Origin of the sequence: Pectobacterium araliae, assembly GCF_037076465.1 — a bacterium.
GTDB lineage: Bacteria > Pseudomonadota > Gammaproteobacteria > Enterobacterales > Enterobacteriaceae > Pectobacterium > Pectobacterium araliae.
In genome coordinates this window covers 1,028,528-1,054,517 of the sequence record NZ_AP028908.1, presented here as the reverse complement: position 1 = coordinate 1,054,517, position 25,990 = coordinate 1,028,528, and the positions used below count along the sequence as shown (strand labels likewise).

The following is a 25,990-nucleotide window of genomic DNA, read 5'->3' as shown; positions in this document are numbered from 1 at the left end:
AATGATGATGTTTTACGCCAGCCCTAATGCACGTTTGACTGGCGCGAAGCTCCGACGGTGAAACTCTGTGGCACCCAGTGCAGCCAGTTTCTCCAGATGAAAAGCCGTTGGATAGCCTTTGTGTTGAGCAAAGCCATAAGCAGGGAAACGTTGATCCAATTCAACCATCTCATGATCGCGGGTGACCTTCGCCATGATCGAAGCCGCGCTGATTTCTGCCACGCGGCTGTCCCCTTTAACCACCGCCTGAGCGGACATCGGCAATGCAGGGCAGCGGTTACCGTCAATGAGAACAAAGTCAGGCACGATAGACAACCCAGCCACCGCACGCTGCATTGCCAGCATGGTAGCATGCAGGATATTCAGTTGATCAATCTCTTCCGGTTCCGCACGACCGAGGCTCCACGCCAACGCTTTCTCTTTGATTTCATCATAGAGCGCCAGTCGACGTTTTTCACTCAGCTGTTTGGAATCCGCCAGCCCGACAATCGGTCGGGTCGGGTCAAGAATCACCGCCGCCGTGACGACCGCGCCAACCAAAGGGCCACGGCCCACTTCATCAACGCCAGCGATACAGGTCGCCTGCGGATAGATAAAAATTTCACTCATGGTTTTATTAGATGGTTTTACTAACATGGCTTTACTAATTCCAGTACCGCCTGAGCCGCTTGCTCATCGGCGTTACAGCGGATTTGCTGATGCAAATCCACAAATGTTGTGCGTAGCTCAGTCATTTTGTCCGTATCGGCAAACAGCGGCAACAGTGCAGCAGCGAGCTTATCCGGCGTACAGTCGGTCTGTAGCAATTCTGCCACCAGCTCACGCCCAGCCAACAAATTCGGCAGCGACACCCACGACGTTTTGACCAAGCGCTGCGCCAGCCAGAAGGTAAAGGGCTTCATACGATAACCGACAACCATCGGGCATTTCGCCAGCATGCACTCCAATGCAGCCGTACCGGATGCCAATAGTGCCGCATCACTGGCAATCATAGCTTCACGCGCTTGCCCATCCAGCAGATGCACGCGCAGATCGGGCGCCACACTACTTTTTATCCGCTCAAACTGTTCACGCCGTTTGCTGTTGACCAGCGGAACCACGATTTCCAGATCGGGAAAATACTGACGCAACAGCACGGCTGTATTGAGAAAATCGGCGCTCAACATTTCAACTTCTGCACCGCGACTGCCCGGCAACAGCGCCAGACAATGCACATCAGGCGCAATACCCAACGTCGCGCGTGCTGCCAGCTTATCAGGATGCAATGGCATCGCATCAGCCATCGTATGGCCGATAAAGCGACAAGGTACATTGAAACGATCGTAAAACGCTTTTTCAAAAGGCAAGAAAGCCAGCACCAGATTGGTCGCTTTACCTATTTTGAAAACACGTTTTTGCCGCCACGCCCACACGGATGGGCTGACGTAGTGAATGGTATTGATACCGCGCTGTTTGAGATTGCCCTCCAGCGTGATATTGAAATCAGGTGCATCAATGCCCACGAAGACATCGGGCTGGAGATCGCTAAAGCGCTGGGTTAAATCCCGCCGAATCTTCAGCAGGCGAGGAAGGCGTCCGAGTACTTCAACAATCCCCATGACGGCCAGCTCTTCCATTTCGTACCAGGCTTCACAACCTTCAGCCTGCATACGTGGCCCAGCTACACCGACAAACTGCGCATTAGGCACCTGTTCTTTTAGCGCCCGGATCAAGCCCGCGCCAAGGATGTCGCCGGAAGTTTCTCCGGCGACTAGCCCAATAGTCAAAGGACGTGATGTCATGGATTAACGAATGATGCCGCGAGTAGAACGGGCAAAGAAATCGGTAAATGCCTGCACCGCTGGATATTCAGCCGCCAGCGCTTCGATTTCCGGTTTCACCTCATCCAGCGTTTTACCGCTACGGTAGAGGAGTTTGTATGCGTTACGGATCGCATGCAGCGTTTCTTTTTCGAATCCACGACGTTTCAGGCCTTCAATGTTCAGGCCAAACGGCGTCGCGTGGTTACCCTGTGCAATCACATACGGCGGCACGTCTTGCGCCACACCAGAACACCCACCAACCATAACGTGAGCACCGATAATACAGAACTGGTGTACCGCCGTCATTCCACCAATAATTGCAAAATCATCGACGGAAACATGGCCACCCAGCGTCGCGTTATTCGCCAGAATACAGCGATTGCCCACAACACAGTCGTGTGCGATATGTGTGTTGATCATCAACAGATTATCGCTACCGACTTTAGTCAACCCACCGCCCTGCGTCGTGCCACGATGAATCGTGACGCTTTCACGGATACGGTTACGATCGCCAATCTCAACGCGGGTCGGCTCCCCGACATATTTGAGATCCTGATTCACTTCACCAATTGACGTGAACTGATAGATTTCGTTGTCGCGACCAATTTTAGTGACACCATTGACGACGACATGCGATTTCAGCACCGTCCCTTCACCGATCTCAACCTGAGAACCGATGTAGCAGAACGGGCCAATATGAACGCCAGCACCAATAATGGCACCGTCTTCAACAATCGAACTAGGGTGAATAAAGGCGGTTTGATCAATCACGTTATCAGGACTCCCGACGACGAGCACACATCATTGACGCTTCACAGGCCACTTCGCCATCAACTTTGGCAACACCTTTAAAGCGCGCAACGCCGCGACGCTCTTTAATGAATTCAACTTCAAGGATCATTTGATCGCCTGGCTGTACCGGGCGCTTAAAGCGCGCTTCGTCAACAGCGGCGAAGTAATACAGCTCACCCGGCTCCAGTTTGCCTACGCTTTTAAACGCCAGAATACCGGTAGCCTGAGCCATGGCTTCCAGAATCAACACGCCGGGAAAAATCGGTTTGCCCGGGAAATGCCCCTGAAAGAAGGGTTCGTTGAAAGAGACGTTTTTCACCGCCCGCAGAAACTTCCCTTCTTCAAAATCCAGTACCCGATCAACCAGCAAAAACGGGAAACGGTGCGGTAATAATTCTAAAATCTCTTCAATATTCAGAGTATGAGTGTCAGTAGTCAAAATACTCTTCCTGTCCATAAAAACTGATGCCATCAACAACACGGCCTGCGCAGACCCTAAATTAGGTGTCTTCAGGCAGGCCGCAAATAAAACGCGAGTGATTAAACGTTATCGACTTTTCGTTCAACGGCTTTTAACCGTTTGCTTATCTCATCAATATTCATCACCAGCGCTGCGGTTTTGCGCCATACTTTATTGGGTTGCAAAGGAATACCCGAAGAGTATACCCCAGGTTCAGTGATTGGTCGCATGACCATCCCCATTCCTGTTACCGTCACTTTATCGCAGATCTCCATGTGCCCGTTAATTACGCTAGCACCGCCGATCATGCAATAACGACCAATTTTCAAGCTCCCCGCCATAATGACGCCACCCGCTACCGCGGTATTGTCGCCAATCACGACGTTGTGCGCAATCTGACATTGGTTATCAATGATCACACCATTGCCAATGACGGTATCATCCAACGCACCACGATCGATGGTTGTGCTCGCGCCAATCTCAACTCGATCGCCAATTCTGACCGTTCCCAACTGCGGGATCTTCACCCAGTTGCCGCGATCGTTGGCATAGCCAAAGCCGTCAGAACCGATCACCGTCCCCGACTGGATCAGGCACTGTTCACCCAGCTCAACGCGGTGATAAATCGTGACATTTGCCCACAAACGCGTACCGGCACCAATACGGGCATCTTTACCAATAAAACAGCCGGGACCGATGACAACGCCATCACCCAACTGTGCACCAGATTCGATGACGGCATTGGCGCCAACGGACACCTGCCGACCCAACGTCGCGTCGGGGGCAATGACGGCACTCGGCGCAATATCGGTTGCTGGTTGCGGTGTCGTGTCCAACAATTGAGCCATGTGAGCGTACGTCAGATAGGGATTCTTCACTACCAGCGCCGCGACCTGACAGTAAGGTAAATCCGCTTCCGTCAGCACGACCACAGACGCTTGCGTCTCGGCCAGTTGCTCACGGTAACGACTGTCGGAAAGAAACGTAATTTGCCCTGTTTTTGCTGAATGCATAGAAGCAACACCGGTGATGACGATATCGCCATCACCGTGTAATTGTGCATCCAACTGTTGAGCTAACGCATCCAGTCGAATTGAATACATGGTTTATTTAACCTGTTTCAGCACGTCAGCAGTAATGTCTTTCGCATTGGCGACATACGCAACCGCGTTAGCGTCAATCACAACATCATAACCTTCTTTGGTTGCAACGGCTTTCACCGCATCCTGAATACGGCTCAGGATTTTGTTGCGTTCCTCAGTCTGACGACGACGGTTGTCCTGCTCAAAAGCCTGCGCTTTGGTAGAGAACTGCTCGCGCTGTGCCATGACGTCTTTTTCCATTTTGCTGCGATCGCTCGCTTTCATGGTAGAGCCATCACGCTGCAACTTCTGCATCTTGGTCTGTAAGTCGTTTTCCATCGATTGCAGTTCAGAAGCACGGCCTTTGAACTCGTTTTCCAGCTGTTTGCCAACGGTTTCACGCTGCGGCAATTGTTGGAAGATGCTGGAAACGTTAACAACGGCAATCTTATCAGCAGCCTGAACGCTGGCTGAAGCAGCCAATGCTAAACCGAGGCCTGCGGCACATAACCACTTTTTCACTATAAACTCCTCAACCTAACCTAATTTGTGTCTTGACACTTTAATGATGGGCATCGCGCCATGGCGTGAACGGTTTATGTTCAACCATTCATACTCATGAACAACGATGCGACATTCCCTGCATACGACCTATTGACGTCACACTACCAGGTTTTGCCAATGTTAAACTGGAATTGTTCCGACTTGTCTCCATCGTACTTTTTAACCGGCTGGGCATAGGAGAAGACCAATGGCCCAAGCGGAGACATCCATTGCAACGCGATACCGCTGGAAACACGGAAGTTGCTCGCCTTGCTGTAATCCGGCACGCCTGCGTCAATCGTTTCCTGTGTATTTTTCCAGTTGGTATCCCATACCGTACCGCCGTCCACAAAGAAAGAAGTCCGGACGGAGCTTGCGTATTTATCGCTGATAAACGGCGTCGGCACGATCAGCTCTGCACTCAGCACCGCCATCGCGTTACCGCCCACTGCATCATCCAGATTGGTTTTATCAATCGGACAACCGGAATACGACGCTGCCCCCACAGCACAGTTGTAATACGCCGCTTTAGGCCCAATCGTATTCGACTGGAAGCCACGCACCGTGCTCGACCCACCGGCGTAGAAGTTGTCGTAAAACGGCACTTCTTTGCTCCCGATGCCATCAGCAAAACCTGCACGCGTACGGCCCATTACCACCCATTTACCGCTGTCGGTCAGCGGATAATAACTGGTGGAGTCAAACGTCAGTTTGTAGTATTCGTTGTCCGAACCTGGCACAGCAATCTTGGCATTCGCAGACGCACGCGTTCCTTTGGTTGGGAAGTAACCACGATCCAGATTGTTATACGACCATCCAGTATTCAGGAAGAAATCGTTCGCTTTGAAATCAGCACTAGATTTGTTGTTAGTACCAGCAACAACCTCTGGATTAACCCCCACGGAATCCAGATAACGCCACATCGCTACCTGCGGTCTCATATCCGACAGATCGTTATGCACATAATCCAAACCGACGCGCAGTGAGTTATTCTCGTTAATCGGGAAGCCCAAGGTGCTACCAAGGCCATAACTCACGTTGGTGTAGTCAGACAGATCGGCGTCAGACGCTTCAAATTTGTTATAGAAGATACGCCCGCCGAGACTCACACCATCGACGGTAAAATATGGGTCAGTCAGCGACAGCTCGACATATGTCTGGTAGTCGTTTTTAGTCCCGCTGATCCCCACAGAGTTACCCGTTCCCAGCCAGTTGTCCTGCTGAACCCCCGCCTGGAAGCTCACGCCGCTTTCCGTACCGAAACCGACACCAAAGTTAAATGTACCCGTATTACGCTCTTTGACTTTATACGTCACATCAACCTGATCGGCCACGCCAGGAACGCGCTGTGTTTCTACATCAACGCTTTCAAAATATCCCAGTCGGTTTAGACGCTCTTTGCCCTGCTCAACCAGATCGTTACCTAACCAGGCACCTTCCATCTGGCGCATTTCACGGCGCAGAACAGAATCTTTAGACGTGTCGTTACCGTCAAAGCGCACATGACGCACATAGAAACGGTTACCCGCATCAACGTTGATGTTTAATCTCACCGTCTTGTCTGCGTCATTAATTTCAGGCTGCGTTACCACACGCGGATAGGCATAACCATAACGACCCAGCAGCTTCTTGATGTCCTCTTCCATGCGGGTTACTTTCGTCCCGTTGTAGAGTTCACCTGGTTCGATTTTCGTCAGCCCTTCGATTTCCGCAGAGTGACCAGCCAGATTACCTTTCACCGCGACACCAGACAGTTTGTACTGATCGCCTTCCGTCATATTAACGGTGATATAGATACCTTTTTTATCTGGCGTCAAACTCACCTGAGTGGAATCGATGTTGAAACGTGCATAGCCGCGATCCAGATAGAAACTCCGTAGGGTTTCGAGATCGCCAGACAGTTTTTGTTTCTGGTATTTACGGTCACCGACCACGTTCCACCACGGCACTTCATCACGCAGTTGGAAACGAGAGATCAATTCGTCAGAACTGAACGCTTTGTTACCGACAATATTAATCTGTTGGATTTGGGCAGACACACCTTCAGTGAAGACCAGCTTCAGGTCTACGCGGTTACGCGGCAGTGGCGTGACAACGGCTTTCACCGACGCACTGTACTTACCCACGCTGTAGTAGAAATCTTCCAGTCCTTTTTCGATGCTGGTGAGCGCGGTGCGGTCTAACGCTTCACCAACGCGAACGCCCGAAGCTTCCAGGTTTTCTTTCAGCATGTCGTCTTTGACTGACTTATTGCCGGAAAACGTGACGCTAGCGATTGTCGGACGCTCTTTCACCTGCACAATCAGCGTTTCGCCATCGCGCAGGACGCGAACATCTTCAAAATTTCCGGTCGCAAACAAGGCACGGATGGTGTTACCGATATCATCGTCACCGATGGTATCACCAACGCGGACTGGCATACTAAGTAGTGCCGCCCCGACGGCAACCCTTTGCAGGCCCTCGAAATGAATGTCCTTCACTACGAACCCGTCTGCACCGTATACGGTTGCGCTGCTAAACAGCAGCGACGCTATGAGCAACTTTTTGATCGCCATCGTTGTTATGCGTTTTTCCTAACCTAATCCCGCGCCTAGAGACGAGAGAAATCATTGAAAAGTGCGAGTCCCATTAACAACATCAGCAATACTGTGCCAATACGATAGCTAATGTCCTGCACACGCTCAGAAACCGGCCTACCCTTCAGCTTTTCAACCGCAAGAAAGAGCAGGTGTCCACCATCCAATACCGGCAGAGGAAACAGATTGATGATCCCTAAATTGACGCTAATTAAGGCCAAAAACATCAGGTAATAAATCAATCCATAATCTGCTGACATTCCTGCACCCTGAGCAATCGAAATGGGACCACTCAGGTTGTTCAGCTTAACATCACCCATAACCAGTTTGCCTAACATACTGACGGTCAACTTCATCAGTTGCCAGGTTTTATCTGTTGCCTGATAGACAGCGCTAAACGGCCCATACTGGCGCACAGTCCTGTATTCTTCGGGCAGCGGCGTCACGCTTGGCATAACACCGGCCAACCCTTCAACTTTGCCATTTCCCACAGATTTGCTGTCTGGCGTTAACGTTAACGGCACTATTGCGCCATTTCGTTCCACCTCCAGTGAGATAGATTGTCCGGGGTTATCACGCACGGCGATGACGAAATCACGCCAATGCGCTAAAACTTGCCCGTCGACTTTAACGATCCTATCTCTGACTTGCAAACCTGCTTTTTCCGCCGCAGACCCAGCCTGCACCTGATTCAGTACCGGTTCGATTTGCGGACCGCGCGGGATAATCCCGAGCGAGGCCGCTGGGTCTTGCTTATCAGGCTCAAACTGCCACTCACGTAAATCCAGGGTTTTCTGGACGACACGGTCAGAACCTAAAGGTGCGGTTCCAATCACGACATTGCTGTCACCGATTTTACCGATCATCGCTAAACGCGCAGTATCCCAATCAGGCGTTTCGATACCATCAACGGACTTTAGTTCCATTCCTGCCGACATTTCCGCTTGCGCGGCGATGGAATTGGGCTGTATTTCACCGACTACCGGACGCACACCCGGCACACCGAGAATGAACACCAGCCAGTACGCCACAATGGCAAACAGGAAATTGGCAATCGGACCCGCACTGACGATAGCCGCACGCTGCCAGACCGTTTTACTGTTAAAAGATTGGTGACGGAATTCTGGCGCAACCGTGTCGACACGCTCATCCAGCATCTTGACGTAGCCACCAAGCGGGATCAGCGCAATCACGAATTCTGTACCCGTGCGATCGCGACGACGCCATAGTGCGCGACCGAAACCGACGGAGAAGCGCTCTACCTTCACACCACAGCGGCGCGCCACCCAGAAATGCCCAAATTCATGGACGGTGACCAGCACACCCAGTGCAATGATAAACGCGGCAAGATTCCAGAAAAAACTCAACATAAATAGCTCTACCGCTTTATTCTAAGCTACTTTAAACAGCAGCAGCATCAGGCAAGAGAACACAGGAACCGCAGCTGTCAGGCTGTCGATACGATCGAGCACGCCACCGTGCCCCGGAATCAAATGGCTACTGTCTTTGATGCCCGCCTCGCGTTTGAACATACTTTCCGTCAAATCACCCAACACCGAAGCCAGCGCAGCGGCGATAGAACAAATCAACAACGTCGCTGGTGCTACCGTTAATGGCGCATACAGGCTAAACAGCATAGAGATTAGCGCAGAGGTTGCCAAACCACCGAGAAAGCCTTCCCAGGTTTTGCCCGGCGAGACTTTTGGCGCGAGCTTACGCTTACCAAACAGTTTGCCGAACATGTAAGCACCGCTGTCTGCTCCCCACACCAGCAGCATGACGTACAGCAGCCACCAAGGACCAATATACTTATGGATCGCGATCATGCCCCAGAAAAACGGCACGATCGTCATGATGCCAAACACGATCCGCAATGTGCGCGAATGACGCCAGAATGAGGCAGAAGCTGGATAGAACAGAACCAAAAACAGCGCAACGCCCCACCACACCAATGATGACCAGAGCGCGATACTGATTTGCGGAATATGGACGGAATAATGGTAGGCCGGAAGCGATAACAGCATCAGCGCCAGCAAGAAACCACACAGGATCGCGAGCCACAGGCGTTGGCCATAAGAGACAAAACCCGCCAACTGACCCCATTCCCATGCCGCCAGCATACAAACGGCCAGCGTAACAAGTGTGAACCCCAGAGGCGGCAGCAAGAACAGTGCAGCAATAACAATCGGGATCAAAATAAAAGCAGTAATCAGGCGATACTTCAGCAAAAGTTCCCCCTAGGATGCATCAGCATCGATAGGTGTTGTTCCCCCGAAGCGGCGCTCGCGTTGTGCAAAAGCATTCAGCGCACCTTCAAAGACTTGTTCATCGAAATCAGGCCAGAGGACATCAGTAAAGTAAAGTTCAGCATAAGCAATTTGCCACAGAAGAAAATTACTGATGCGGTGTTCTCCACCGGTTCTGATCACCAAATCAACCGGAGCCAGATCATTCAGACAGATGTACTGACATAATGACGCTTCATTAATGCTATCAGGGCGAAGACTACCTTCCTGCACCTGCTCTGCAAGTTGCCGTACTCCCTGAATAATATCCCAACGGCCGCCATAATTCGCGGCAATATTGAGTGTGAGCCCCTGATTCTTTTCTGTCATCGTCTCTGAACGACGGATTCGCTCTTGTAAACGCGGGCTGAAGCGGCCGATATCGCCAATCACCCGCAGGCGAACATTGTGTTTGTGCAGGCTTTTCACTTCGCTGTCCAGCGCCCGAACAAACAACTCCATGAGTGCGGAAACTTCCTGCGCGGGGCGGTTCCAGTTTTCACTGCTAAATGCATAAAGTGTCAGTGCGTCAAGCCCTTGGCTCACAGCGAAACTGACGGAACGCCGTACAGCCTTGACACCAGCCTGGTGGCCAAAAATTCGCATTTTTCCCCGGCTTTTCGCCCAGCGACCATTGCCATCCATGATAATGGCAACATGCCGTGGTCCGGCGGGGGGTAGATCGTGAGTATTTTTTTGATTATCGGACGGCATAACGCGTACTTATTTCCTCAAGCAAGAAATACAACAGTCCTTCCGTAACATCAGACCCCGTTAGCGCAAAAAAAGCCGTGAACGATCACGGCTTAGCGTCACAGTCGATTAAACGCATTTCGCATAACCAACCATTGAGTGGCGCAGACTATACCACCTCAACCGCACATGAACAAATCGTGCCACAGGTCTATCTGGGCTATCGCGCGTACTGTGTCAGAGTCTGTGTTGCAACCTGTCTCGCCCAGTTGTCGATGAACAGAACATCATCAACACTTTCGGGCTCTGGCAATGTAAGTTGTTCAATAACATGCCGATTTACCACCGCGATATCCGTAAAGCGTATCTGCGACTGCAAAAATGCCGCTACCGCAATTTCATTGGCAGCATTCAATGTCGTGGTAGCCGACTGACCATGATGACAGGCATCAATCGCCAGCTGTAAACAAGGATAGCGCGCATAGTCCGGCGCTAAAAATGTCAGCGCACCAATTTGGCAAAAATCTAACGATTTTACGCCCGACGTCACACGTTCAGGATACGCCATTGCATGGGCAATCGGCGTACGCATATCAGGCGAACCCAGTTGCGCCAGAACGCTGCCATCACGGTAACGCACCATAGAATGAATGACCGATTGTGGATGAATAATCACTTCCATCTGTTCGGCAGAAGCATTAAACAACCAGCGCGCTTCGATATACTCCAGCCCCTTGTTCATCATCGTGGCAGAATCAACCGAAATTTTGCGCCCCATTGACCAGTTTGGGTGCGCACACGCCTGATCCGGCGTCATATCCGCCAACGCCGACACGGGTGTTTCACGAAATGGACCGCCGGAACCGGTCAAAATAATACGTTCGACCCCATGCTGCGATAATGAAGCGTAACCTAATTGGCGTTGAATTTGCTCAGGCAAACTCTGAAAAATCGCATTATGTTCACTATCAATCGGTAAAAGCTGCGCGCCACTTTGTGCCACCGCGTCCATAAAGAGGCGTCCGCAGGTGACGAGTGATTCTTTATTCGCCAATAAAACCTGTTTCCCCGCATGGATTGCAGCCAATGTCGGCAATAGCCCAGCAGCACCCACAATCGCGGCCATGACCTGATCGACCCCCTCTAATGCAGCGAGGTCACACGCAGCCTGCTCTCCAGCAAGTACCTCTGTTTTGCAACCGTATTCCGCCAACTGTTGGCGCAGAGCCGTTGCAGAGGCTTCATCAGCCATTGAGGCATAAGCAGGTTGGAAAGTGAGACATTGTTCTACCATCAGCTTGACGTTGTATCCCGCAGATAGCGCGCGTACGGCAAATTTATCGGGATTGGCTTTAATCACCGCCAGAGAACTGACGCCAATAGAGCCAGTCGAACCAAGAATTGTCAGTTGCTTCATTAAAAATGCTCTGAATAACCGGATTTGATGACAGGAAGGTACACGAGTCTGAGACGATTACCATGATATAAAAATAAAGCGCCGCCGAAAAAGGGGACAAGCCCACAAATTTCCTGCGACGCAATATTCAACGGGCTGATTAGAACTCCATCAGCTCTGCTTCTTTTTCTGCCAGTGCGACGTCCACTTTCTTGATGAAGTTGTCAGTCAATTTCTGCACATCGTCCTGAGCACGACGTTCTTCATCTTCACTGATCGCTTTGTCTTTCAGTTGCGCTTTCAGCTTGTCGTTAGCATCACGGCGCACGTTGCGTACAGAAATGCGCCCTTGCTCCGCCTCACCACGCACCACTTTGATCAGATCTTTACGACGTTCTTCTGTCAATGGTGGTAACGGAACGCGAATTACAGTCCCCGCAGAAGACGGATTCAGGCCGAGATCGGAGGCCATGATCGCTTTCTCGACCGCGGGGCTCAGTGAACGATCGAATACTGAAATCGCCAGCGTGCGGGAATCTTCTACGACAACGTTAGCAAGCTGACGCAGTGGCGTTGCGCTGCCATAATATTCAACCTGGATGCCATCGAGAATGCTAGGCGATGCACGGCCGGTACGGATTTTGCTGATCTGATTTTTGAACGCTTCAACACATTTGTCCATGCGCGTTTCAGCATCTTTTCTGATTTCATTAGTCACGTTGTGAACCCTTGAAAACTGGTTGCCTGGCAGGCCATGTCGGTACATGACCCGGTGAATAATTAATACCAGCGCGCGGCTGGCGTATAGAGCAATACTGAGAATATATTACCCTATAATCGGGATTAGCCGTTATTACTGACTAATCAGCGTCCCTTCTTTTTCACCCATGACAACGCGACGCAATGCGCCGGGTTTGTTCATGTTGAAAACGCGGATCGGCAAATTATGATCGCGAGCCAGCGTGAACGCAGCAAGATCCATCACTTTCAGTTCACGTTCTAGCACATCTTGATAGGTTAGCGTTTCATACATTGTCGCAGAGGGATCTTGCACCGGATCGGCAGAATAGACGCCATCGACTTTTGTCGCCTTCAATACGACATCCGCTTCAATCTCAATACCGCGCAGGCAAGCTGCGGAATCTGTGGTAAAGAATGGGTTACCGGTTCCCGCAGAGAAAATCACCACGCGATTATTACGCAGCAAGCTGATCGCTTCCGCCCAGCTGTAGTTGTCACAGACGCCATTCAGGGGAATCGCAGACATCAGGCGAGCGTTCACATAGGCACGGTGCAACGCATCACGCATTGCCAGACCATTCATGACGGTCGCCAGCATTCCCATGTGGTCGCCCACAACGCGGTTCATACCCGCTTTAGCCAGACCCGCGCCACGAAACAGGTTACCACCACCGATAACCACACCGACTTGAATGCCTAACTCAACCAGTTCTTTCACTTCCTGAGCCATGCGATCCAGAATGCTCGCATCGATACCAAAACCTTCAGTTCCCTGTAAAGCTTCGCCACTGAGTTTCAGCAGGATTCGTTGATAGACGGGTTTTGCGTTGGTTGCCATGGTGTTCTTATCCTACAGGCTGTCGTCGTATTGGGGGGTTGTAAAATCAACACTGTTCCACTTGGCTCCTCTCTGAATACAGGAAACCAAGCGAACTAAAACTATTGGGGCTGGATAAAAAGGAACCGCCAACTGGCGGCTCTTTATTTTACTATTAAGACTGCTTACTCATTGCTGCAACTTCAGCAGCAAAATCAGTCTCAACTTTCTCAATACCTTCACCCACTTCGAAACGGATGAAGTTAGTCACGTCAGCGTTATGCTCTTTCAGCAGTTGACCAACAGACTTGGCTGGATCCATAACGAAAGGCTGACCCGTCAGAGAAACTTCGCCGGTGAATTTCTTCATACGGCCTTCAACCATTTTCTCTGCGATTTCTTTCGGTTTGCCGGACTGCATCGCGATTTCCAACTGAACCTGGTATTCTTTATCTACCACTTCAGCAGAGACATCTTCTGGCTTAACGAATTCAGGTTTGCTTGCAGCAATGTGCATAGCCAAGTGTTTAACCAGCTCTTCGTCAGCGCCTTTAGCGGCAACCAGAACACCGATGCGTGCACCGTGTTGGTAGTTACCCAGAACGTCGCCTTCCAGTGCAGAAACACGGCGAATGTTGATGTTCTCACCGATTTTGGCAACCAGTGCAACACGTTCTTCTTCGAACTGCGCTTTCAGCACCTCAACATCAGTGATTTTGCCTGCAACCGCAGCATCCAGTACTTTGTCAGCAAATGCCAGGAAACCACCATCTTTAGCAACGAAATCAGTCTGGCAGTTAACTTCCAGAATCACAGCGTAGTGACCGTCGATCTTAGTTTTAATCACGCCATCAGCAGCAACGTTGCCTGCTTTCTTCGCTGCTTTGATCGCGCCAGATTTACGCATGTTTTCGATTGCCAGCTCGATGTCGCCGTTAGCTTCAACCAGCGCTTTCTTACATTCCATCATGCCTGCAGCGGTACGCTCACGCAGCTCTTTTACCAGGGATGCGGTAATTTCAGCCATTCTAAAATCCTCGGAAGATTTGTCCTGCCCGGTCGTCACAACCAAACAGCTTTAAAAGTGAAAAAGGGGCCATAAAAAGGCCCCTAACCAAACTAGTACTACCTGGTTAATAAGGGCTCAACGAGCCAGACTTATTATTCAGCTTCTACTAAGCCTTCTTCTGCCTGCACAGCCAGATCTTGAGAACGGCCTTCGCGGACAGCAGTAGCAACAGCGCTCAGGTACAGGTTAACTGCACGGATTGCGTCATCGTTACCAGGGATGATGTAGTCAACGCCATCTGGATCGGAGTTGGTATCAACCACTGAGAATACTGGAATACCCAGGTTGTTAGCTTCTTTGATTGCGATGTGCTCGTGATCGGCGTCGATAACGAACAGCGCGTCTGGCAGACCGCCCATATCTTTGATACCGCCCAGGCTGTTTTCCAGCTTGTCCAGTTCACGAGTGCGCATCAGCGCCTCTTTTTTGGTCAGCTTGTCAAACGTGCCGTCTTGAGATTGGATTTCCAGATCTTTCAAACGCTTGATAGACTGACGAACGGTTTTCCAGTTAGTCAGCATACCGCCCAACCAACGATGGTTCACGAAGAACTGATCGCAGTTGTTGGCTGCATCTTTTACCGCTTCGCTTGCTGCGCGCTTCGTACCAACGAACAGAATTTTGCCTTTGCGAGAAGCAATTTTGCTCAGCTCAGCCAGAGCGTCGTTGAACATTGGTACCGTTTTTTCAAGGTTGATGATGTGAACTTTGTTACGTGCACCGAAGATGAATGGCTTCATTTTCGGGTTCCAGTAACGGGTCTGGTGACCAAAGTGTACGCCAGCCTTGAGCATATCGCGCATGGAAACAGTTGCCATGATTACCTCTATTAATTAAGTATGGGGTTATGCCTCCACATGTCCCATTGCGCCGACCCCATCCGGTGAAACACCTCAGGAGCACCCCGGCGAACGTGCCGACATGTGTGTGTGTTATTTACACAAAGTGAGTTTAGCCGATGTGGTTGAATACCGTATAACCGCTATCCAGCCGGATCATCGGCGCGCTTTATACCATAAATCCCCCCGTGACACCAACATTTGTTATTCAACGGTCTACAAATCAGAATGATAATTTGGCAAGCCAGCGGCATGGCTGGTAACATAAGTTATTAGTTATCGCTCTTAATTTTCGTGCTTAACAGGCACCTGCGGACAATTATCAATGGCAATTTCAATCAAAACCCCTGAAGACATCGAAAAAATGCGCGTAGCTGGTCGTCTAGCTGCCGAAGTGCTGGAAATTATCGAACCCCACGTCGTACCTGGCGTGAGTACCGCCGAATTAGACAGAATCTGTCACGATCATATCACCAACAAGCAGCAGGCTATTTCCGCTTGCCTGGGCTACCACGGTTTCCCGAAATCCGTCTGCATTTCCATCAATGAAGTGGTATGCCACGGCATCCCTAGCGAAGAGCGCATCCTGAAAGACGGCGATATCGTCAACATCGACGTCACCGTGATCAAAGACGGCTTTCACGGCGATACGTCAAAAATGTTTATCGCGGGTAAACCGACCATTCTGGGTGAACGTCTCTGCCGCATCACACAGGAAAGCCTCTATCTAGCGCTGAAGATGGTTAAGCCTGGTATTCGCCTGCGCACCCTGGGCAAAGCGATCCAGCAGTTTGCCGAAGGAAACAACTTCTCCGTCGTACGTGAGTACTGCGGTCACGGCATCGGCAAAGGCTTCCATGAAGAACCACAGGTTCTGCACTATGATGCAGATGACGGCGGCGTGGTGTTGCAGGCGGGTATGGCATTTACGATCGAACCGATGCTTAACGCAGGTGATTACCGCATTCGTACGATGAAAGACGGTTGGACGGTAAAAACCAAAGATCGTAGCTTGTCGGCACAGTACGAGCATACTATTGTGGTAACCGATAACGGCTGCGAAATAATGACGTTGCGCAAGGATGACACCATCCCCAACATCATCACGCATGAACAGTAAACACGAAGCCGGCAGTCGCCGGCTTTTTTATGGTGTGCAGAAAGCACGCCCCCCTACGGGCCGTCGCAAGCGACGTTGAAAAACGCGCTCTGCGTTTTTTATGGGCTGCGCTATGACAGATAACCGCTTTTCGCCAGACAATACGCCACCTGACGCTTCCTCACCAGACAGCCCTGTAAACGCCATTGCGACACAGCCCCCCGCTTCACCGCTGACCTACGCAGATGACATGTTGAACCGCCAGGCGTTGAAACAGCAGTTGGAGCTATTCCAGTTTTGGCTCGGTTCAGAATTCCGTTCCGGCGTCAGCGCAGAAAAGCTGATTGATGCCAGAACGTTATTCATCGATCGCCTGTTGCAGCGGCTATGGTACTTCCACGGTTTTGAAAATATTGCTCAAACCGCACTCGTCGCCGTCGGAGGATATGGCCGCGGTGAACTGCATCCGCTTTCCGATATCGACGTGCTGGTATTGAGCCAGACAGAACTGAGTGAGGAACACGCCCAACGCGTCGGCCAATTCATTACCCTGCTGTGGGATTTAAAGCTGGAAGTTGGCCATAGCGTCAGAACGCTGGAAGAGTGCTTACAAGAAGGGCGTGCGGATATCTCTGTCGCGACCAATCTAATTGAATCCCGCATGATATGCGGCGACGTTGCCCTGTTTCTCACGCTGCAAAAACAGGTATTCAGTGATGAATTTTGGCCATCTTCCACGTTTTTTCCAGCCAAAATCGCCGAGCAGCAGGAGCGTCATCAGCGCTATCACAGCACCAGCTATAATCTAGAACCCGACATCAAGAGCAGTCCGGGCGGGCTACGCGATATTCACACGCTGCTGTGGGTCGCGAGACGCCACTTCGGCGCGACCTCGTTGAATGAGATGGTGGGTTTCGGCTTTCTGACAGAAGCGGAGCGTAAAGAGCTGAACGAATGCCAAAGCTTTTTGTGGCGCATCCGCTTCGCCCTGCACCTGATCCTGCCACGTTACGACAACCGACTGCTGTTCGACAGGCAGTTGAACGTCGCACAGTTACTGCAATATCAGGGGGAAGGCAACACGCCAGTCGAGCGCATGATGAAGGATTTCTACCGTATGACGCGTCGCGTCAGCGAGTTGAACCAGATGCTGTTACAGCTCTTTGACGAAGCGATTCTGGCGTTGGATGCGAGTGAAAAACCTCGTCCAATTGACGATGAATTTCAACTACGCGGCAATCTGCTAGATCTGCGCGATGAAAACCTGTTTATCAAAAAACCAGAAGCTATCATGCGCATGTTCTATCTGATGGTGCGCAACCGTGACATCAGCGGCATCTACTCCACCACGTTGCGCCAGTTGCGCCATGCACGTCGTCATCTCGCCAGCCCGCTCTGTACCATCCCGGAAGCGCGCCAGCTGTTTATGAATATTCTGCGCCATCCCCATGCGGTAAGCCGTGCACTATTGCCGATGCACCGTCATAGCGTGCTGTGGGCGTATATGCCGCTGTGGGGGAACATTGTCGGCCAGATGCAGTTCGACCTGTTTCATGCCTATACGGTGGATGAGCACACAATCCGTGTTTTGCTCAAGTTGGAAAGCTTTGCCGACGGGGATACGCGACCACAGCATCCGCTGTGCGTAGAACTCTACCCTCGCCTGCCCCAGCCCGAATTATTGCTGCTAGCCGCGCTATTCCACGATATCGCCAAAGGCCGTGGGGGCGATCACTCTGAACTGGGTGCGCAGGATGTGCTGGAATTTGCCGCGCTGCACGGGCTGAACTCACGTGAAGCCCAGTTGGTTTCCTGGCTGGTGCGTTGCCACCTGCTGATGTCCGTCACGGCACAACGCCGCGATATTCAAGATCCCACGGTTATTCAACAATTCGCTACCGAAGTCCAGAGCGAAACCCGCCTGCGCTATCTGGTCAGCCTGACGGTTGCAGATATCTGCGCCACCAATGAGACGCTGTGGAACAGTTGGAAACAGAGCCTGTTGCGTGAACTCTATTTCGCTACCGAGAAACAGCTACGCCGTGGCATGCAAAATACGCCGGATTTACGCGAACGCGTCCGGCATCACCGGTTACAGGCGCTGGCGCTGCTGCGCATGGATAACATTGACGAAGAGGCGTTGCACCATATCTGGAGCCGCTGTCGGGCGGATTATTTCCTGCGCCATTCGCCCAATCAGCTTGCCTGGCATGCACGCCATCTATTGGAGCATGATACCAACAAACCGCTGGTGCTGATCAGCCATCAGGCCAGCCGCGGCGGCACCGAGATTTTTATCTGGAGCCCGGATAGACCTTATCTGTTCGCGGCCGTTGTTGGTGAGTTAGACAGACGCAATCTCAGCGTGCACGATGCGCAGATTTTTACCAGCCGTGACGGTATGGCGATGGATACGTTCATTGTGCTGGAGCCGGATGGTAGCCCGCTGGCGCAGGATCGGCATGAAATGATACGCCAGGCGCTGGAGCAGTCGCTGACCCACCGACACTACCAACATCCGCGCGTGCGCCGACCGTCGCCTAAACTGCGCCACTTCAGCGTGCCAACCGAAGTCAATTTCCTACCGACACATACGGACAGGCGCAGCTATATGGAGCTCAGCGCCCTCGATCAACCGGGATTGCTGGCACGTATCGGTGAAATTTTTGCCGATCTCAACCTGTCGCTGCATGGCGCGCGAATTTCGACGATCGGCGAACGGGTAGAAGATCTTTTCATCCTGGCCGACAGCAACAGGCGCGCATTGAAGCCGGATTTGCGCCTTAAATTGCAAGAACGGTTGACAGAAGCCCTTAACCCAAACGATAAAGTACCATTGAGTTAATTTTTACAATCAGGAAAGAGAAATCAGGATGCACCAACAATTACAGAACATCATTGAAACGGCTTTCGAGCGCCGCGCAGACATCACTCCGGCAAATGCAGACACCGTCACGCGTGAAGCCGTTAATCAGGCCATCAGCCTGTTAGATAGCGGCGCCCTGCGCGTTGCAGAAAAAATCGACGGCCAGTGGGTGACCCATCAGTGGCTGAAGAAAGCCGTGCTGCTCTCTTTCCGTATTAATGATAACCACCTTATCGAAGGCGGAGAAACACGCTTTTTCGATAAGGTGCCAATGAAATTCGCTGACTATGATGAAGCGCGTTTCCAGCGTGAAGGCGTGCGCGTTGCACCGCCAGCCAGCGTACGTCGCGGTGCTTACATCGCCCGTAATACCGTGCTGATGCCGTCTTACGTCAACATCGGTGCTTATGTCGATGAAGGCACGATGGTAGATACGTGGGTCACCGTCGGCTCCTGCGCCCAAATCGGTAAAAATGTTCACCTGTCCGGCGGTGTCGGCATCGGTGGCGTTTTGGAACCGTTACAGGCTAACCCAACCATCATTGAAGATAACTGCTTCATCGGTGCGCGTTCTGAAGTAGTAGAAGGCGTTGTCGTTGAGGAAGGTTCCGTCATCTCCATGGGCGTATTCATCAGCCAAAGCACCCGTATTTACGATCGTGAAACGGGCGAAATTCACTATGGCCGTGTGCCAGCGGGTTCCGTCGTGGTTTCTGGCAACCTGCCGTCCAAAGATGGCAGTCACAGCCTGTACTGTGCCATCATTGTGAAGAAAGTGGATGCGAAAACCCGCGGTAAAGTGGGTATCAATGAGTTATTACGCTCTATCGACTAAACGAGAAACGGCAGGTTAATCGCCCGCCGTTTTTTTACCGAGAAGGTGACGCTATGTATGACAATCTAAAAAGCCTGGGCATTACCAATCCCGATGATATCGATCGCTATAGCCTGCGTCAGGAAGCGAACAACGACATCCTGAAGATCTATTTCCGTAAGGATAAGGGCGAGTTTTTTGCTAAAAGCGTGAAGTTCAAATATCCACGTCAGCGCAAGACCATCGTGGCCGACAACGCGGGTCAGGGCTATAAAGAGATCAACGAGATCAGCCCAAACCTGCGCTATGTGATTGATGAACTCGACAAGATTTGTCAGCAGGAGCAAGTTGAAGTCGATCTGAAACGCAAAATCCTCGACGATCTACGTCATCTGGAAAGCGTCGTATCCAACAAAATTACCGAAATCGAAGCAGATTTAGAGAAATTGACTAAAAATCGCTAAACCGATCATCGCTCAATGCCATCGCCGCTAGAGTACACCGCGATGATGGGCTGCAACGAAAACGGGAGCCTTGTGAGCTCCCGTTTCTTATCTCAGCACGATATCACTGGGCATCAACCAAATCAGCCCATGCTTCGACCCACGGGCATGACATAACTTCTGGCTCAGGGTGTTCGACAGCATCAATGTCCAAAACATCGCCCAAGCGCTTAGCACCTATTTCCTGCAATAACGTATCGAAAAGATGGCCGCCCGCACAGAAATTCGGGTAGCTGCTATCGCCCAACGCAATAACGCCATAGCGCAACGTGGGCTGATAACCGCCGTTGTCCCGCAGAGCGGCGTAAAGCGGAACAATAGAATCAGGTAGCTGGCCTTGTCCCGTCGTCGACGTGACGACTAACACGGCATGTTCACGGTAGTCCAGCCAGGATTCCAGCGTCGCATCTTCAAAGACCTTAACCTCGTGGCCACGATCCTTGAGAATGTTTTCGGCTTCTTCGGCCACCAGCAATGCATTCCCGTAGACCGTACCAACAAAAATACCAATCTGCGCCATGCTTCTGACTCCCTTTTTAATTCGATATGTTTGATATAAAAGTAATATAAAAGTAATACGGCAGTAATAAGACAGAGATTACTACTCAACAAAATGCTCGCTATCCTGACCTGACCTAGCAGGAAACTCAACCCCTTCAAACGCAGGGAGAATCCCTTGCCAACCAAACTGCCTCATCACCCCCTGCCACGGCGCATCCCAACGTGCCTGCAACGTCAATGGCTGCCCACTCACGGGATGATTCAACTGTAATTCGCTGGCATGCAGCATCAGCCTGCCACAGGAGAAGTGTGCTTCCATACCACGATTGTGTCGCAGGTCGCCGTGTGCGGTATCACCGATAATCGGATGGTGGATATGTGACATATGGCGGCGTAGCTGGTGTTTACGCCCGGTCTGTGGCTTCAGCTCCATCAAACTGTAGCGCGCCGTAGGGTAACGGCCGATGGCAACCGGCATCTCGACCTGCGCCAAAGAACGGTAATGCGTGACGGCAGGTTGTGGCGCTTTATCAGGATTGGCAAACTTATCGGCAATCTTGTCCAACTCTTCGGTGAGCGCATAGTCGATTAGGCCGTCATCCAGCACATAGCCACGCACCACAGCATGGTACATTTTCTGCATCTGGTGTGATTCAAACTGCTGGGATAGCGCTCGTGCCACGTCGCTGGACAGCGCGAGCAGCAACACGCCGGATGTTGGCCTGTCGAGGCGATGAACGGTATACACATGCTGACCGATTTGATCGCGCACGGTCTGCATCACCACAACCTTCTCTTTGCGATCCAGCCAACTACGGTGGACTAGCCAACCGCTGGGTTTATTGACGGCAACCAGATGCTCATCCTGATAAATAATCTCAAGCATCGTGTACTGCGCCATCCTGTACATCAGGGTTGAATAGCTCATCGAGCTGTTTGAGACGCAAAAAAACTGCCGCAGTCTGTTCCGGGGTGCCTTCTAATGCGTCTTCAAAATAGGGAAGTAGCGCCAGCTCGGCGGGTAGCGCTAAATCGCTGTCCAACAAAGCATGCATACGTGGCAAAAAAACCCACTGCAACCACTCTTCGGGTTTCATGGTATCAAGGCTGAAGGGTTCAGAGCTGTTAAACGCCTTATCTTCCGGTGGGACAACCTGCCAGAAAGGACTTTCCCTCAATGCGCGCTCAATATCGAATAATGACTGCCGAACCTGACTCTCTCTACTCATGCGCTTTCTCGCCCTTGAAGCCAATAATAATGGCGGCAAGCATAGCATTGATATCAACCTGACCCAATTGCCGCATTTTGACCCTGTGCAAGTGGCGATGACCCCAACGCCACTTGCTACAGGCAAAAAATTGGGGGTACTGATTACTCAGTACCCCCCGTTCGTTTTATAGCTATCCCGCTACACATTTGCATCCCTGCTCATCCGTGAAAACTTTTCCTTTTTGGTCTTCCTGACCCACGATCCTTGCTGGCGTCCCACTTTCGTCCTGACGTTTCCATCCTGTCTCTTCCGTGATTCAATCCCTTTAGGCTCCTGCCCCACCGACATTCCTAATCGGCTCTCGATCTCCTTCCTGGAGGTGTCCCTGATTTCATCCTGAAATCGCGTTTCTTCCTGAAACTACTGTTTCTTCCTAAAACAATGTCTCATCCTAAAACAATCTAATTGTGGTAACCGCATTTTGTTACCGATAGTTACTATTACACACACTGTAACCGGTTACTAACTTAAGTAATAAGATGTATTAATTGTCAGCTTTCGGCAAGGGGTAAGTGACAATGTTTCTCAATACTCCCTAAGCAATACTGCTATTTTTTATTATAATCACTTAATTAATAAGGGAAAAATAAAAACTAACCGTACTTTCAACATTAAAGATAAGACATTTCTTACAGCAAATGTGAGAGATCTCTTACAAGACCGAAAGTGAAATTCGATTAACCATTAGACCGCTAACGGATTAAGCCCAGAAAGAAACATCGCCAGCGTCGGGGCTAAGACCTGACGTTTTTTCGTGCCGAATTCTTCCAGGATGATTTCCCCGGAAACATTACACAACGACACCATTGTCATCTCAGAATCCGTCGTCGCTAAAAACAGCGTCGGCGTGAGTTTAAGGCGTTTCTGCGTTAACAAATGACCAATCAGGTTCTCCTGCATCCGGGTGAAATCCTCTTCACTCCACACTTGCAGCAGTTGGCAAGATAGTGAATCAAACTGCGCCGCCATATCCCCGGCATACTGCGCGGTATAGAACGCGTGAACATCGGGATGCAGGCTAATTTCCAGCGCGCGTTCCACCCCATCCAATGCAGTTGAAGGAACAAGAGGCTGCGGCGACCAGTAAACCGTATCTTCATGATTTTCAACAATACACGGGGAAGGAATACCGTAAAGTGCTTCACTGGCAGGCAAATGCCCCTTCTCCTGCTGCCAACAGGCAACATAACGCTGGGTAAACGCCGCTAGCGCCGAAACAACTTCCTGCTCCATCATTTTTCTCATCACTCTTTTAGTCAGGTTACACTATTCTATTCGCCATCACGCTTATGACATCAAGGTAACAACATGTCCGTTTATGACAAGCACCAAGCCCTAAGCGGGCTAACACTGGGCAAACCCACGCCCTATCACGACCACTATGATGCTGCACTTCTGCAACCCGTGCCACGTAGCCTGAACCGCGATCCACTCGGCATTTACCCTGATAGCCTCCCCTTTCATGGTGGAGATATCTGGACACTCTACGAGCTTTCCTGGCTGAACACCCGCGGCGTGCCTCAGGTGGCCGTTGGTGAAATGCACCTTAATGCAGAAAGCCTGAATTTGATTGAATCAAAAAGTTTTAAGCTGTATCTGAACAGCTTTAACCAGACGACATTCGACAATTGGGAAAGCGTACGCACAACATTAGCCAACGATCTGGCACATTGTGCACAGGGTGACGTCAGCATTTCGCTTTTCAAACTCAGTGAGCTTGAAGGCCAACCGTTAGCCGGGTTTACTGGTGAATGCATCGACGATCAAGACATTCAGATCGACAGTTACGACTTCAACGCCGATTATCTGGCAACAAACGATCAGGATGCCCCTGTCGTTGAAGAAACGCTGGTCAGCCACCTACTGAAATCCAACTGCTTAATCACCCATCAACCCGACTGGGGTTCAGTACAAATTCACTATCGCGGCAAACGCATGAATCGTGAAGCACTGCTGCGCTACATTGTGTCGTTTCGCCATCATAACGAATTTCACGAACAGTGTGTGGAACGAATTTTTAACGACATCATGCGCTGCTACCAGCCGGAAAAACTCAGCGTTTACGCACGCTATACCCGGCGCGGCGGGCTGGATATCAACCCATGGCGCAGTAACACTCCCTTTAACGCGCCAACTGGCCGTCTGCCGCGCCAGTAACTAACCGACGATCGGCATGTCTTTGTGAAATAGTGCGTAGCGTCGCGCAAGTTAGTCCTAAGACTGCCGTCAGCATTGGAAAAAATGATGGCAGCGCGTTAAGGTGGTGTACCAGACAACAAAAGATCCATAACGTCTGAACGGTGCTCAAGTAGGTTTCATTTAGGCTCGCGGTATTTAACGCATGCGCGTTCCGCGTGGTGTCTTAAATGAATGACATTCGTGCCATGGTGCTGAAACGTCGAGCGTGCAACAACGGATCGTGCTCTCAGCAGCTAGCATGGCATCGCGATTATATTGCGTTTCAAGGAGCAAAATTGATTACACATATCAGCCCATTGGGATCGATGGATTTGTTATCGCAGTTGGAAGTCGACATGCTGAAAAGCACGGCCAGCAGCAACCTCTACCGTTTGTTTCGCAACTGTTCCCTCGCCGTACTGAATTCCGGTAGCCAGACAGATAACAGCAAAGAGCTACTGTCTCGTTATGAAGACTTTGATATCAACGTGCTGCGCCGTGAACGCGGCGTCAAACTGGAACTGGTGAACCCGCCAGAAGACGCTTTTGTTGATGGCAACATCATTCGCGCTCTACAGGCCAACCTGTTCGCCGTCTTGCGCGACATTCTGTTCGTCAACGGCCAAATCGCCAGCGCAGGTCGCTATCAGAACCTGAATCTGGAAAATTCCGCTCATATTACCAATCTGGTGTTTTCTATCCTGCGTAACGCCAAGGCGCTCCACGTCGGAGAAGAACCGAACATGGTGGTCTGCTGGGGCGGCCACTCGATTAGTGAGATCGAATATCTGTATGCCCGCAAGGTGGGTAGCCAACTTGGCCTGCGTGAGCTGAATATCTGTACGGGCTGCGGTCCGGGTGCAATGGAAGCCCCAATGAAAGGTGCCGCCGTCGGCCACGCACAGCAGCGTTACAAAGAGGGACGCTTCATCGGCATGACCGAACCGTCCATCATTGCTGCCGAACCGCCGAATCCGCTGGTTAATGAACTGATCATCATGCCAGACATCGAAAAGCGTCTGGAGGCGTTTGTCCGTATCGGGCATGGCATCATTATTTTCCCTGGCGGCGTTGGAACGGCGGAAGAGTTCCTCTATCTACTGGGTATCATGATGAACCCAGAGAACAGCGAACAGGTATTGCCGATTATCCTGACTGGGCCGGAAGAAAGCGCCGACTATTTCCGCGTGCTGGATGAATTCATTGTTGGTACGCTAGGGCGTCAAGCGCGTCGCTACTATTCGATCATCATTAATGACGCCGCAGAAGTCGCCCGTCAGATGAAGAAAGCGATGCCGCTGGTGCAAGAGAGCCGCCGCCATACGGGTGATGCCTACAGCTTTAACTGGTCACTGCGCATTGCGCCAGATCTGCAACTGCCCTTTGAACCGAGCCATGAAAACATGGCCGATCTCAATCTGCATCCGAATCAACCGGCTGAAGAACTGGCTGCCGCGCTACGTCGGGCATTCTCCGGCATTGTGGCGGGTAATGTGAAAGAGGTCGGCATTCAGGCCATTGAACAACGTGGGCCGTACAAAATTCATGGCGACCCGCAGATGATGAAAAGCATGGATACGCTGTTACAAGGTTTTGTCGCCCAACAGCGCATGAAGCTGCCCGGCAGCGCCTATATTCCCTGCTACGAAATCTGTGCCTAACC

The 25,990-nt window shown here is 51.2% G+C and carries 25 protein-coding genes; 6 read left to right on the top strand and 19 right to left on the bottom strand.

Features of this window, described 5'->3' with window-relative positions:
* Positions 1 to 12: 12 nt before the first annotated feature.
* The 15 genes from rnhB to rpsB form a co-directional block, all read right to left on the bottom strand.
* Complete coding sequence (rnhB, locus tag AACH44_RS04775) at positions 13 to 609, bottom strand: ribonuclease HII (protein ID WP_261848337.1); 597 nt, start codon at positions 607 to 609, stop codon at positions 13 to 15.
* 20 nt (positions 610 to 629) lie between these two features.
* On the bottom strand, positions 630 to 1,781 hold the full coding sequence (gene lpxB / locus AACH44_RS04770) for a lipid-A-disaccharide synthase (RefSeq protein WP_261848282.1): 1,152 nt from the start codon (positions 1,779 to 1,781) through the stop codon (positions 630 to 632).
* A 3-nt stretch (positions 1,782 to 1,784) separates the two neighbouring features.
* Complete coding sequence (gene lpxA / locus AACH44_RS04765) at positions 1,785 to 2,573, bottom strand: acyl-ACP--UDP-N-acetylglucosamine O-acyltransferase (RefSeq protein WP_261848281.1); 789 nt, start codon at positions 2,571 to 2,573, stop codon at positions 1,785 to 1,787.
* A 4-nt stretch (positions 2,574 to 2,577) separates the two neighbouring features.
* On the bottom strand, positions 2,578 to 3,051 hold the full coding sequence (gene fabZ / locus AACH44_RS04760) for a 3-hydroxyacyl-ACP dehydratase FabZ (RefSeq protein WP_170309992.1): 474 nt from the start codon (positions 3,049 to 3,051) through the stop codon (positions 2,578 to 2,580).
* Between the two features lie 83 nt (positions 3,052 to 3,134).
* The gene (gene lpxD, locus AACH44_RS04755; protein ID WP_261848280.1) at positions 3,135 to 4,157 is read right to left on the bottom strand and encodes a UDP-3-O-(3-hydroxymyristoyl)glucosamine N-acyltransferase; all 1,023 of its coding nucleotides are present in this window, start codon (positions 4,155 to 4,157) and stop codon (positions 3,135 to 3,137) included.
* Between the two features lie 3 nt (positions 4,158 to 4,160).
* The gene (gene skp / locus AACH44_RS04750; RefSeq protein WP_010296419.1) at positions 4,161 to 4,658 is read right to left on the bottom strand and encodes a molecular chaperone Skp; all 498 of its coding nucleotides are present in this window, start codon (positions 4,656 to 4,658) and stop codon (positions 4,161 to 4,163) included.
* Between the two features lie 143 nt (positions 4,659 to 4,801).
* Complete coding sequence (gene bamA / locus AACH44_RS04745; RefSeq protein ID WP_261848279.1) at positions 4,802 to 7,234, bottom strand: outer membrane protein assembly factor BamA; 2,433 nt, start codon at positions 7,232 to 7,234, stop codon at positions 4,802 to 4,804.
* A gap of 35 nt (positions 7,235 to 7,269) precedes the next feature.
* Complete coding sequence (rseP, locus tag AACH44_RS04740; protein ID WP_261848278.1) at positions 7,270 to 8,625, bottom strand: sigma E protease regulator RseP; 1,356 nt, start codon at positions 8,623 to 8,625, stop codon at positions 7,270 to 7,272.
* 21 nt (positions 8,626 to 8,646) lie between these two features.
* A complete protein-coding gene (gene cdsA / locus AACH44_RS04735; protein ID WP_261848277.1) occupies positions 8,647 to 9,483 on the bottom strand; it encodes a phosphatidate cytidylyltransferase in 837 nt (278 codons plus the stop codon).
* A gap of 9 nt (positions 9,484 to 9,492) precedes the next feature.
* Positions 9,493 to 10,254: a (2E,6E)-farnesyl-diphosphate-specific ditrans,polycis-undecaprenyl-diphosphate synthase gene (gene ispU, locus AACH44_RS04730; RefSeq protein ID WP_261848276.1), complete on the bottom strand. Its 762-nt coding sequence runs from the start codon at positions 10,252 to 10,254 to the stop codon at positions 9,493 to 9,495.
* Between the two features lie 199 nt (positions 10,255 to 10,453).
* Positions 10,454 to 11,650 (bottom strand): 1-deoxy-D-xylulose-5-phosphate reductoisomerase, encoded by a 1,197-nt coding sequence (gene ispC / locus AACH44_RS04725; protein WP_261848275.1) that lies wholly within the window; start codon positions 11,648 to 11,650, stop codon positions 10,454 to 10,456.
* 139 nt (positions 11,651 to 11,789) lie between these two features.
* On the bottom strand, positions 11,790 to 12,347 hold the full coding sequence (gene frr / locus AACH44_RS04720) for a ribosome recycling factor (RefSeq protein WP_261848274.1): 558 nt from the start codon (positions 12,345 to 12,347) through the stop codon (positions 11,790 to 11,792).
* Between the two features lie 135 nt (positions 12,348 to 12,482).
* Positions 12,483 to 13,208 carry a UMP kinase gene (gene pyrH / locus AACH44_RS04715; RefSeq protein ID WP_005975910.1) on the bottom strand — a complete coding sequence of 242 codons (726 nt, stop codon included), beginning with the start codon at positions 13,206 to 13,208 and terminating at the stop codon, positions 12,483 to 12,485.
* A gap of 154 nt (positions 13,209 to 13,362) precedes the next feature.
* Complete coding sequence (gene tsf / locus AACH44_RS04710) at positions 13,363 to 14,214, bottom strand: translation elongation factor Ts (protein WP_261848273.1); 852 nt, start codon at positions 14,212 to 14,214, stop codon at positions 13,363 to 13,365.
* A 134-nt stretch (positions 14,215 to 14,348) separates the two neighbouring features.
* The gene (gene rpsB / locus AACH44_RS04705; RefSeq protein ID WP_261848272.1) at positions 14,349 to 15,074 is read right to left on the bottom strand and encodes a 30S ribosomal protein S2; all 726 of its coding nucleotides are present in this window, start codon (positions 15,072 to 15,074) and stop codon (positions 14,349 to 14,351) included.
* Between the two features lie 346 nt (positions 15,075 to 15,420).
* Here rpsB and map point away from each other — a divergent pair, with 346 nt between their 5' ends.
* The 4 genes from map (at position 15,421) to AACH44_RS04685 (ending at position 20,338) form a co-directional block, all read left to right on the top strand.
* Positions 15,421 to 16,215: a type I methionyl aminopeptidase gene (map, locus tag AACH44_RS04700; protein ID WP_107168763.1), complete on the top strand. Its 795-nt coding sequence runs from the start codon at positions 15,421 to 15,423 to the stop codon at positions 16,213 to 16,215.
* Between the two features lie 112 nt (positions 16,216 to 16,327).
* The gene (glnD, locus tag AACH44_RS04695) at positions 16,328 to 19,039 is read left to right on the top strand and encodes a bifunctional uridylyltransferase/uridylyl-removing protein GlnD (protein ID WP_425606631.1); all 2,712 of its coding nucleotides are present in this window, start codon (positions 16,328 to 16,330) and stop codon (positions 19,037 to 19,039) included.
* Positions 19,040 to 19,067: 28 nt separating this feature from the next.
* Complete coding sequence (gene dapD / locus AACH44_RS04690) at positions 19,068 to 19,895, top strand: 2,3,4,5-tetrahydropyridine-2,6-dicarboxylate N-succinyltransferase (RefSeq protein WP_261848271.1); 828 nt, start codon at positions 19,068 to 19,070, stop codon at positions 19,893 to 19,895.
* A gap of 53 nt (positions 19,896 to 19,948) precedes the next feature.
* Complete coding sequence (locus AACH44_RS04685) at positions 19,949 to 20,338, top strand: DUF3461 family protein (RefSeq protein ID WP_261848270.1); 390 nt, start codon at positions 19,949 to 19,951, stop codon at positions 20,336 to 20,338.
* Positions 20,339 to 20,441: 103 nt separating this feature from the next.
* Here the strand turns inward: AACH44_RS04685 and AACH44_RS04680 are convergent, their stop codons facing one another.
* From AACH44_RS04680 to syd, 4 genes are all read right to left on the bottom strand, one after another.
* On the bottom strand, positions 20,442 to 20,897 hold the full coding sequence (locus tag AACH44_RS04680) for a flavodoxin (protein ID WP_261848269.1): 456 nt from the start codon (positions 20,895 to 20,897) through the stop codon (positions 20,442 to 20,444).
* An 81-nt stretch (positions 20,898 to 20,978) separates the two neighbouring features.
* Positions 20,979 to 21,764: a tRNA pseudouridine(65) synthase TruC gene (gene truC, locus AACH44_RS04675; RefSeq protein ID WP_261848268.1), complete on the bottom strand. Its 786-nt coding sequence runs from the start codon at positions 21,762 to 21,764 to the stop codon at positions 20,979 to 20,981.
* Positions 21,757 to 22,107 (bottom strand): YqcC family protein, encoded by a 351-nt coding sequence (locus AACH44_RS04670; RefSeq protein ID WP_261848267.1) that lies wholly within the window; start codon positions 22,105 to 22,107, stop codon positions 21,757 to 21,759. Before AACH44_RS04670 ends, truC begins: the two co-directional genes overlap by 8 nt.
* A 726-nt stretch (positions 22,108 to 22,833) precedes the next feature.
* On the bottom strand, positions 22,834 to 23,382 hold the full coding sequence (gene syd, locus AACH44_RS04665) for a SecY-interacting protein (protein ID WP_261848335.1): 549 nt from the start codon (positions 23,380 to 23,382) through the stop codon (positions 22,834 to 22,836).
* A 75-nt stretch (positions 23,383 to 23,457) separates the two neighbouring features.
* On the opposite strand from syd, the gene queF reads away from it, so the two are divergent.
* Positions 23,458 to 24,306: an NADPH-dependent 7-cyano-7-deazaguanine reductase QueF gene (gene queF / locus AACH44_RS04660; protein ID WP_261848266.1), complete on the top strand. Its 849-nt coding sequence runs from the start codon at positions 23,458 to 23,460 to the stop codon at positions 24,304 to 24,306.
* Between the two features lie 317 nt (positions 24,307 to 24,623).
* Positions 24,624 to 25,988 carry a nucleotide 5'-monophosphate nucleosidase PpnN gene (ppnN, locus tag AACH44_RS04655; RefSeq protein ID WP_261848334.1) on the top strand — a complete coding sequence of 455 codons (1,365 nt, stop codon included), beginning with the start codon at positions 24,624 to 24,626 and terminating at the stop codon, positions 25,986 to 25,988.
* Positions 25,989 to 25,990: the final 2 nt, after the last annotated feature.

Excerpts from the sequence above, each read along its gene's own strand:
- rseP (WP_261848278.1), bottom strand. The coding sequence starts at position 8,625 with ATGTTGAGTTTTTTCTGGAATCTTGCCGCGTTTATCATTGCACTGGGT.
- ispC (WP_261848275.1), bottom strand. The coding sequence starts at position 11,650 with ATGAAGCAACTGACAATTCTTGGTTCGACTGGCTCTATTGGCGTCAGT.
- glnD (WP_425606631.1), top strand. The coding sequence starts at position 16,328 with ATGACAGATAACCGCTTTTCGCCAGACAATACGCCACCTGACGCTTCC.
- rnhB (WP_261848337.1), bottom strand. The coding sequence starts at position 609 with ATGAGTGAAATTTTTATCTATCCGCAGGCGACCTGTATCGCTGGCGTT.
- pyrH (WP_005975910.1), bottom strand. The coding sequence starts at position 13,208 with ATGGCAACCAACGCAAAACCCGTCTATCAACGAATCCTGCTGAAACTC.
- AACH44_RS04680 (WP_261848269.1), bottom strand. The coding sequence starts at position 20,897 with ATGGCGCAGATTGGTATTTTTGTTGGTACGGTCTACGGGAATGCATTG.
- bamA (WP_261848279.1), bottom strand. The coding sequence starts at position 7,234 with ATGGCGATCAAAAAGTTGCTCATAGCGTCGCTGCTGTTTAGCAGCGCA.
- AACH44_RS04670 (WP_261848267.1), bottom strand. The coding sequence starts at position 22,107 with ATGAGTAGAGAGAGTCAGGTTCGGCAGTCATTATTCGATATTGAGCGC.
- queF (WP_261848266.1), top strand. The coding sequence starts at position 23,458 with ATGTCCGTTTATGACAAGCACCAAGCCCTAAGCGGGCTAACACTGGGC.
- lpxB (WP_261848282.1), bottom strand. The coding sequence starts at position 1,781 with ATGACATCACGTCCTTTGACTATTGGGCTAGTCGCCGGAGAAACTTCC.
- AACH44_RS04685 (WP_261848270.1), top strand. The coding sequence starts at position 19,949 with ATGTATGACAATCTAAAAAGCCTGGGCATTACCAATCCCGATGATATC.
- rpsB (WP_261848272.1), bottom strand. The coding sequence starts at position 15,074 with ATGGCAACTGTTTCCATGCGCGATATGCTCAAGGCTGGCGTACACTTT.
- map (WP_107168763.1), top strand. The coding sequence starts at position 15,421 with ATGGCAATTTCAATCAAAACCCCTGAAGACATCGAAAAAATGCGCGTA.
- lpxD (WP_261848280.1), bottom strand. The coding sequence starts at position 4,157 with ATGTATTCAATTCGACTGGATGCGTTAGCTCAACAGTTGGATGCACAA.
- truC (WP_261848268.1), bottom strand. The coding sequence starts at position 21,764 with ATGCTTGAGATTATTTATCAGGATGAGCATCTGGTTGCCGTCAATAAA.
- syd (WP_261848335.1), bottom strand. The coding sequence starts at position 23,382 with ATGGAGCAGGAAGTTGTTTCGGCGCTAGCGGCGTTTACCCAGCGTTAT.
- ispU (WP_261848276.1), bottom strand. The coding sequence starts at position 10,254 with ATGCCGTCCGATAATCAAAAAAATACTCACGATCTACCCCCCGCCGGA.
- tsf (WP_261848273.1), bottom strand. The coding sequence starts at position 14,214 with ATGGCTGAAATTACCGCATCCCTGGTAAAAGAGCTGCGTGAGCGTACC.
- dapD (WP_261848271.1), top strand. The coding sequence starts at position 19,068 with ATGCACCAACAATTACAGAACATCATTGAAACGGCTTTCGAGCGCCGC.
- fabZ (WP_170309992.1), bottom strand. The coding sequence starts at position 3,051 with ATGGACAGGAAGAGTATTTTGACTACTGACACTCATACTCTGAATATT.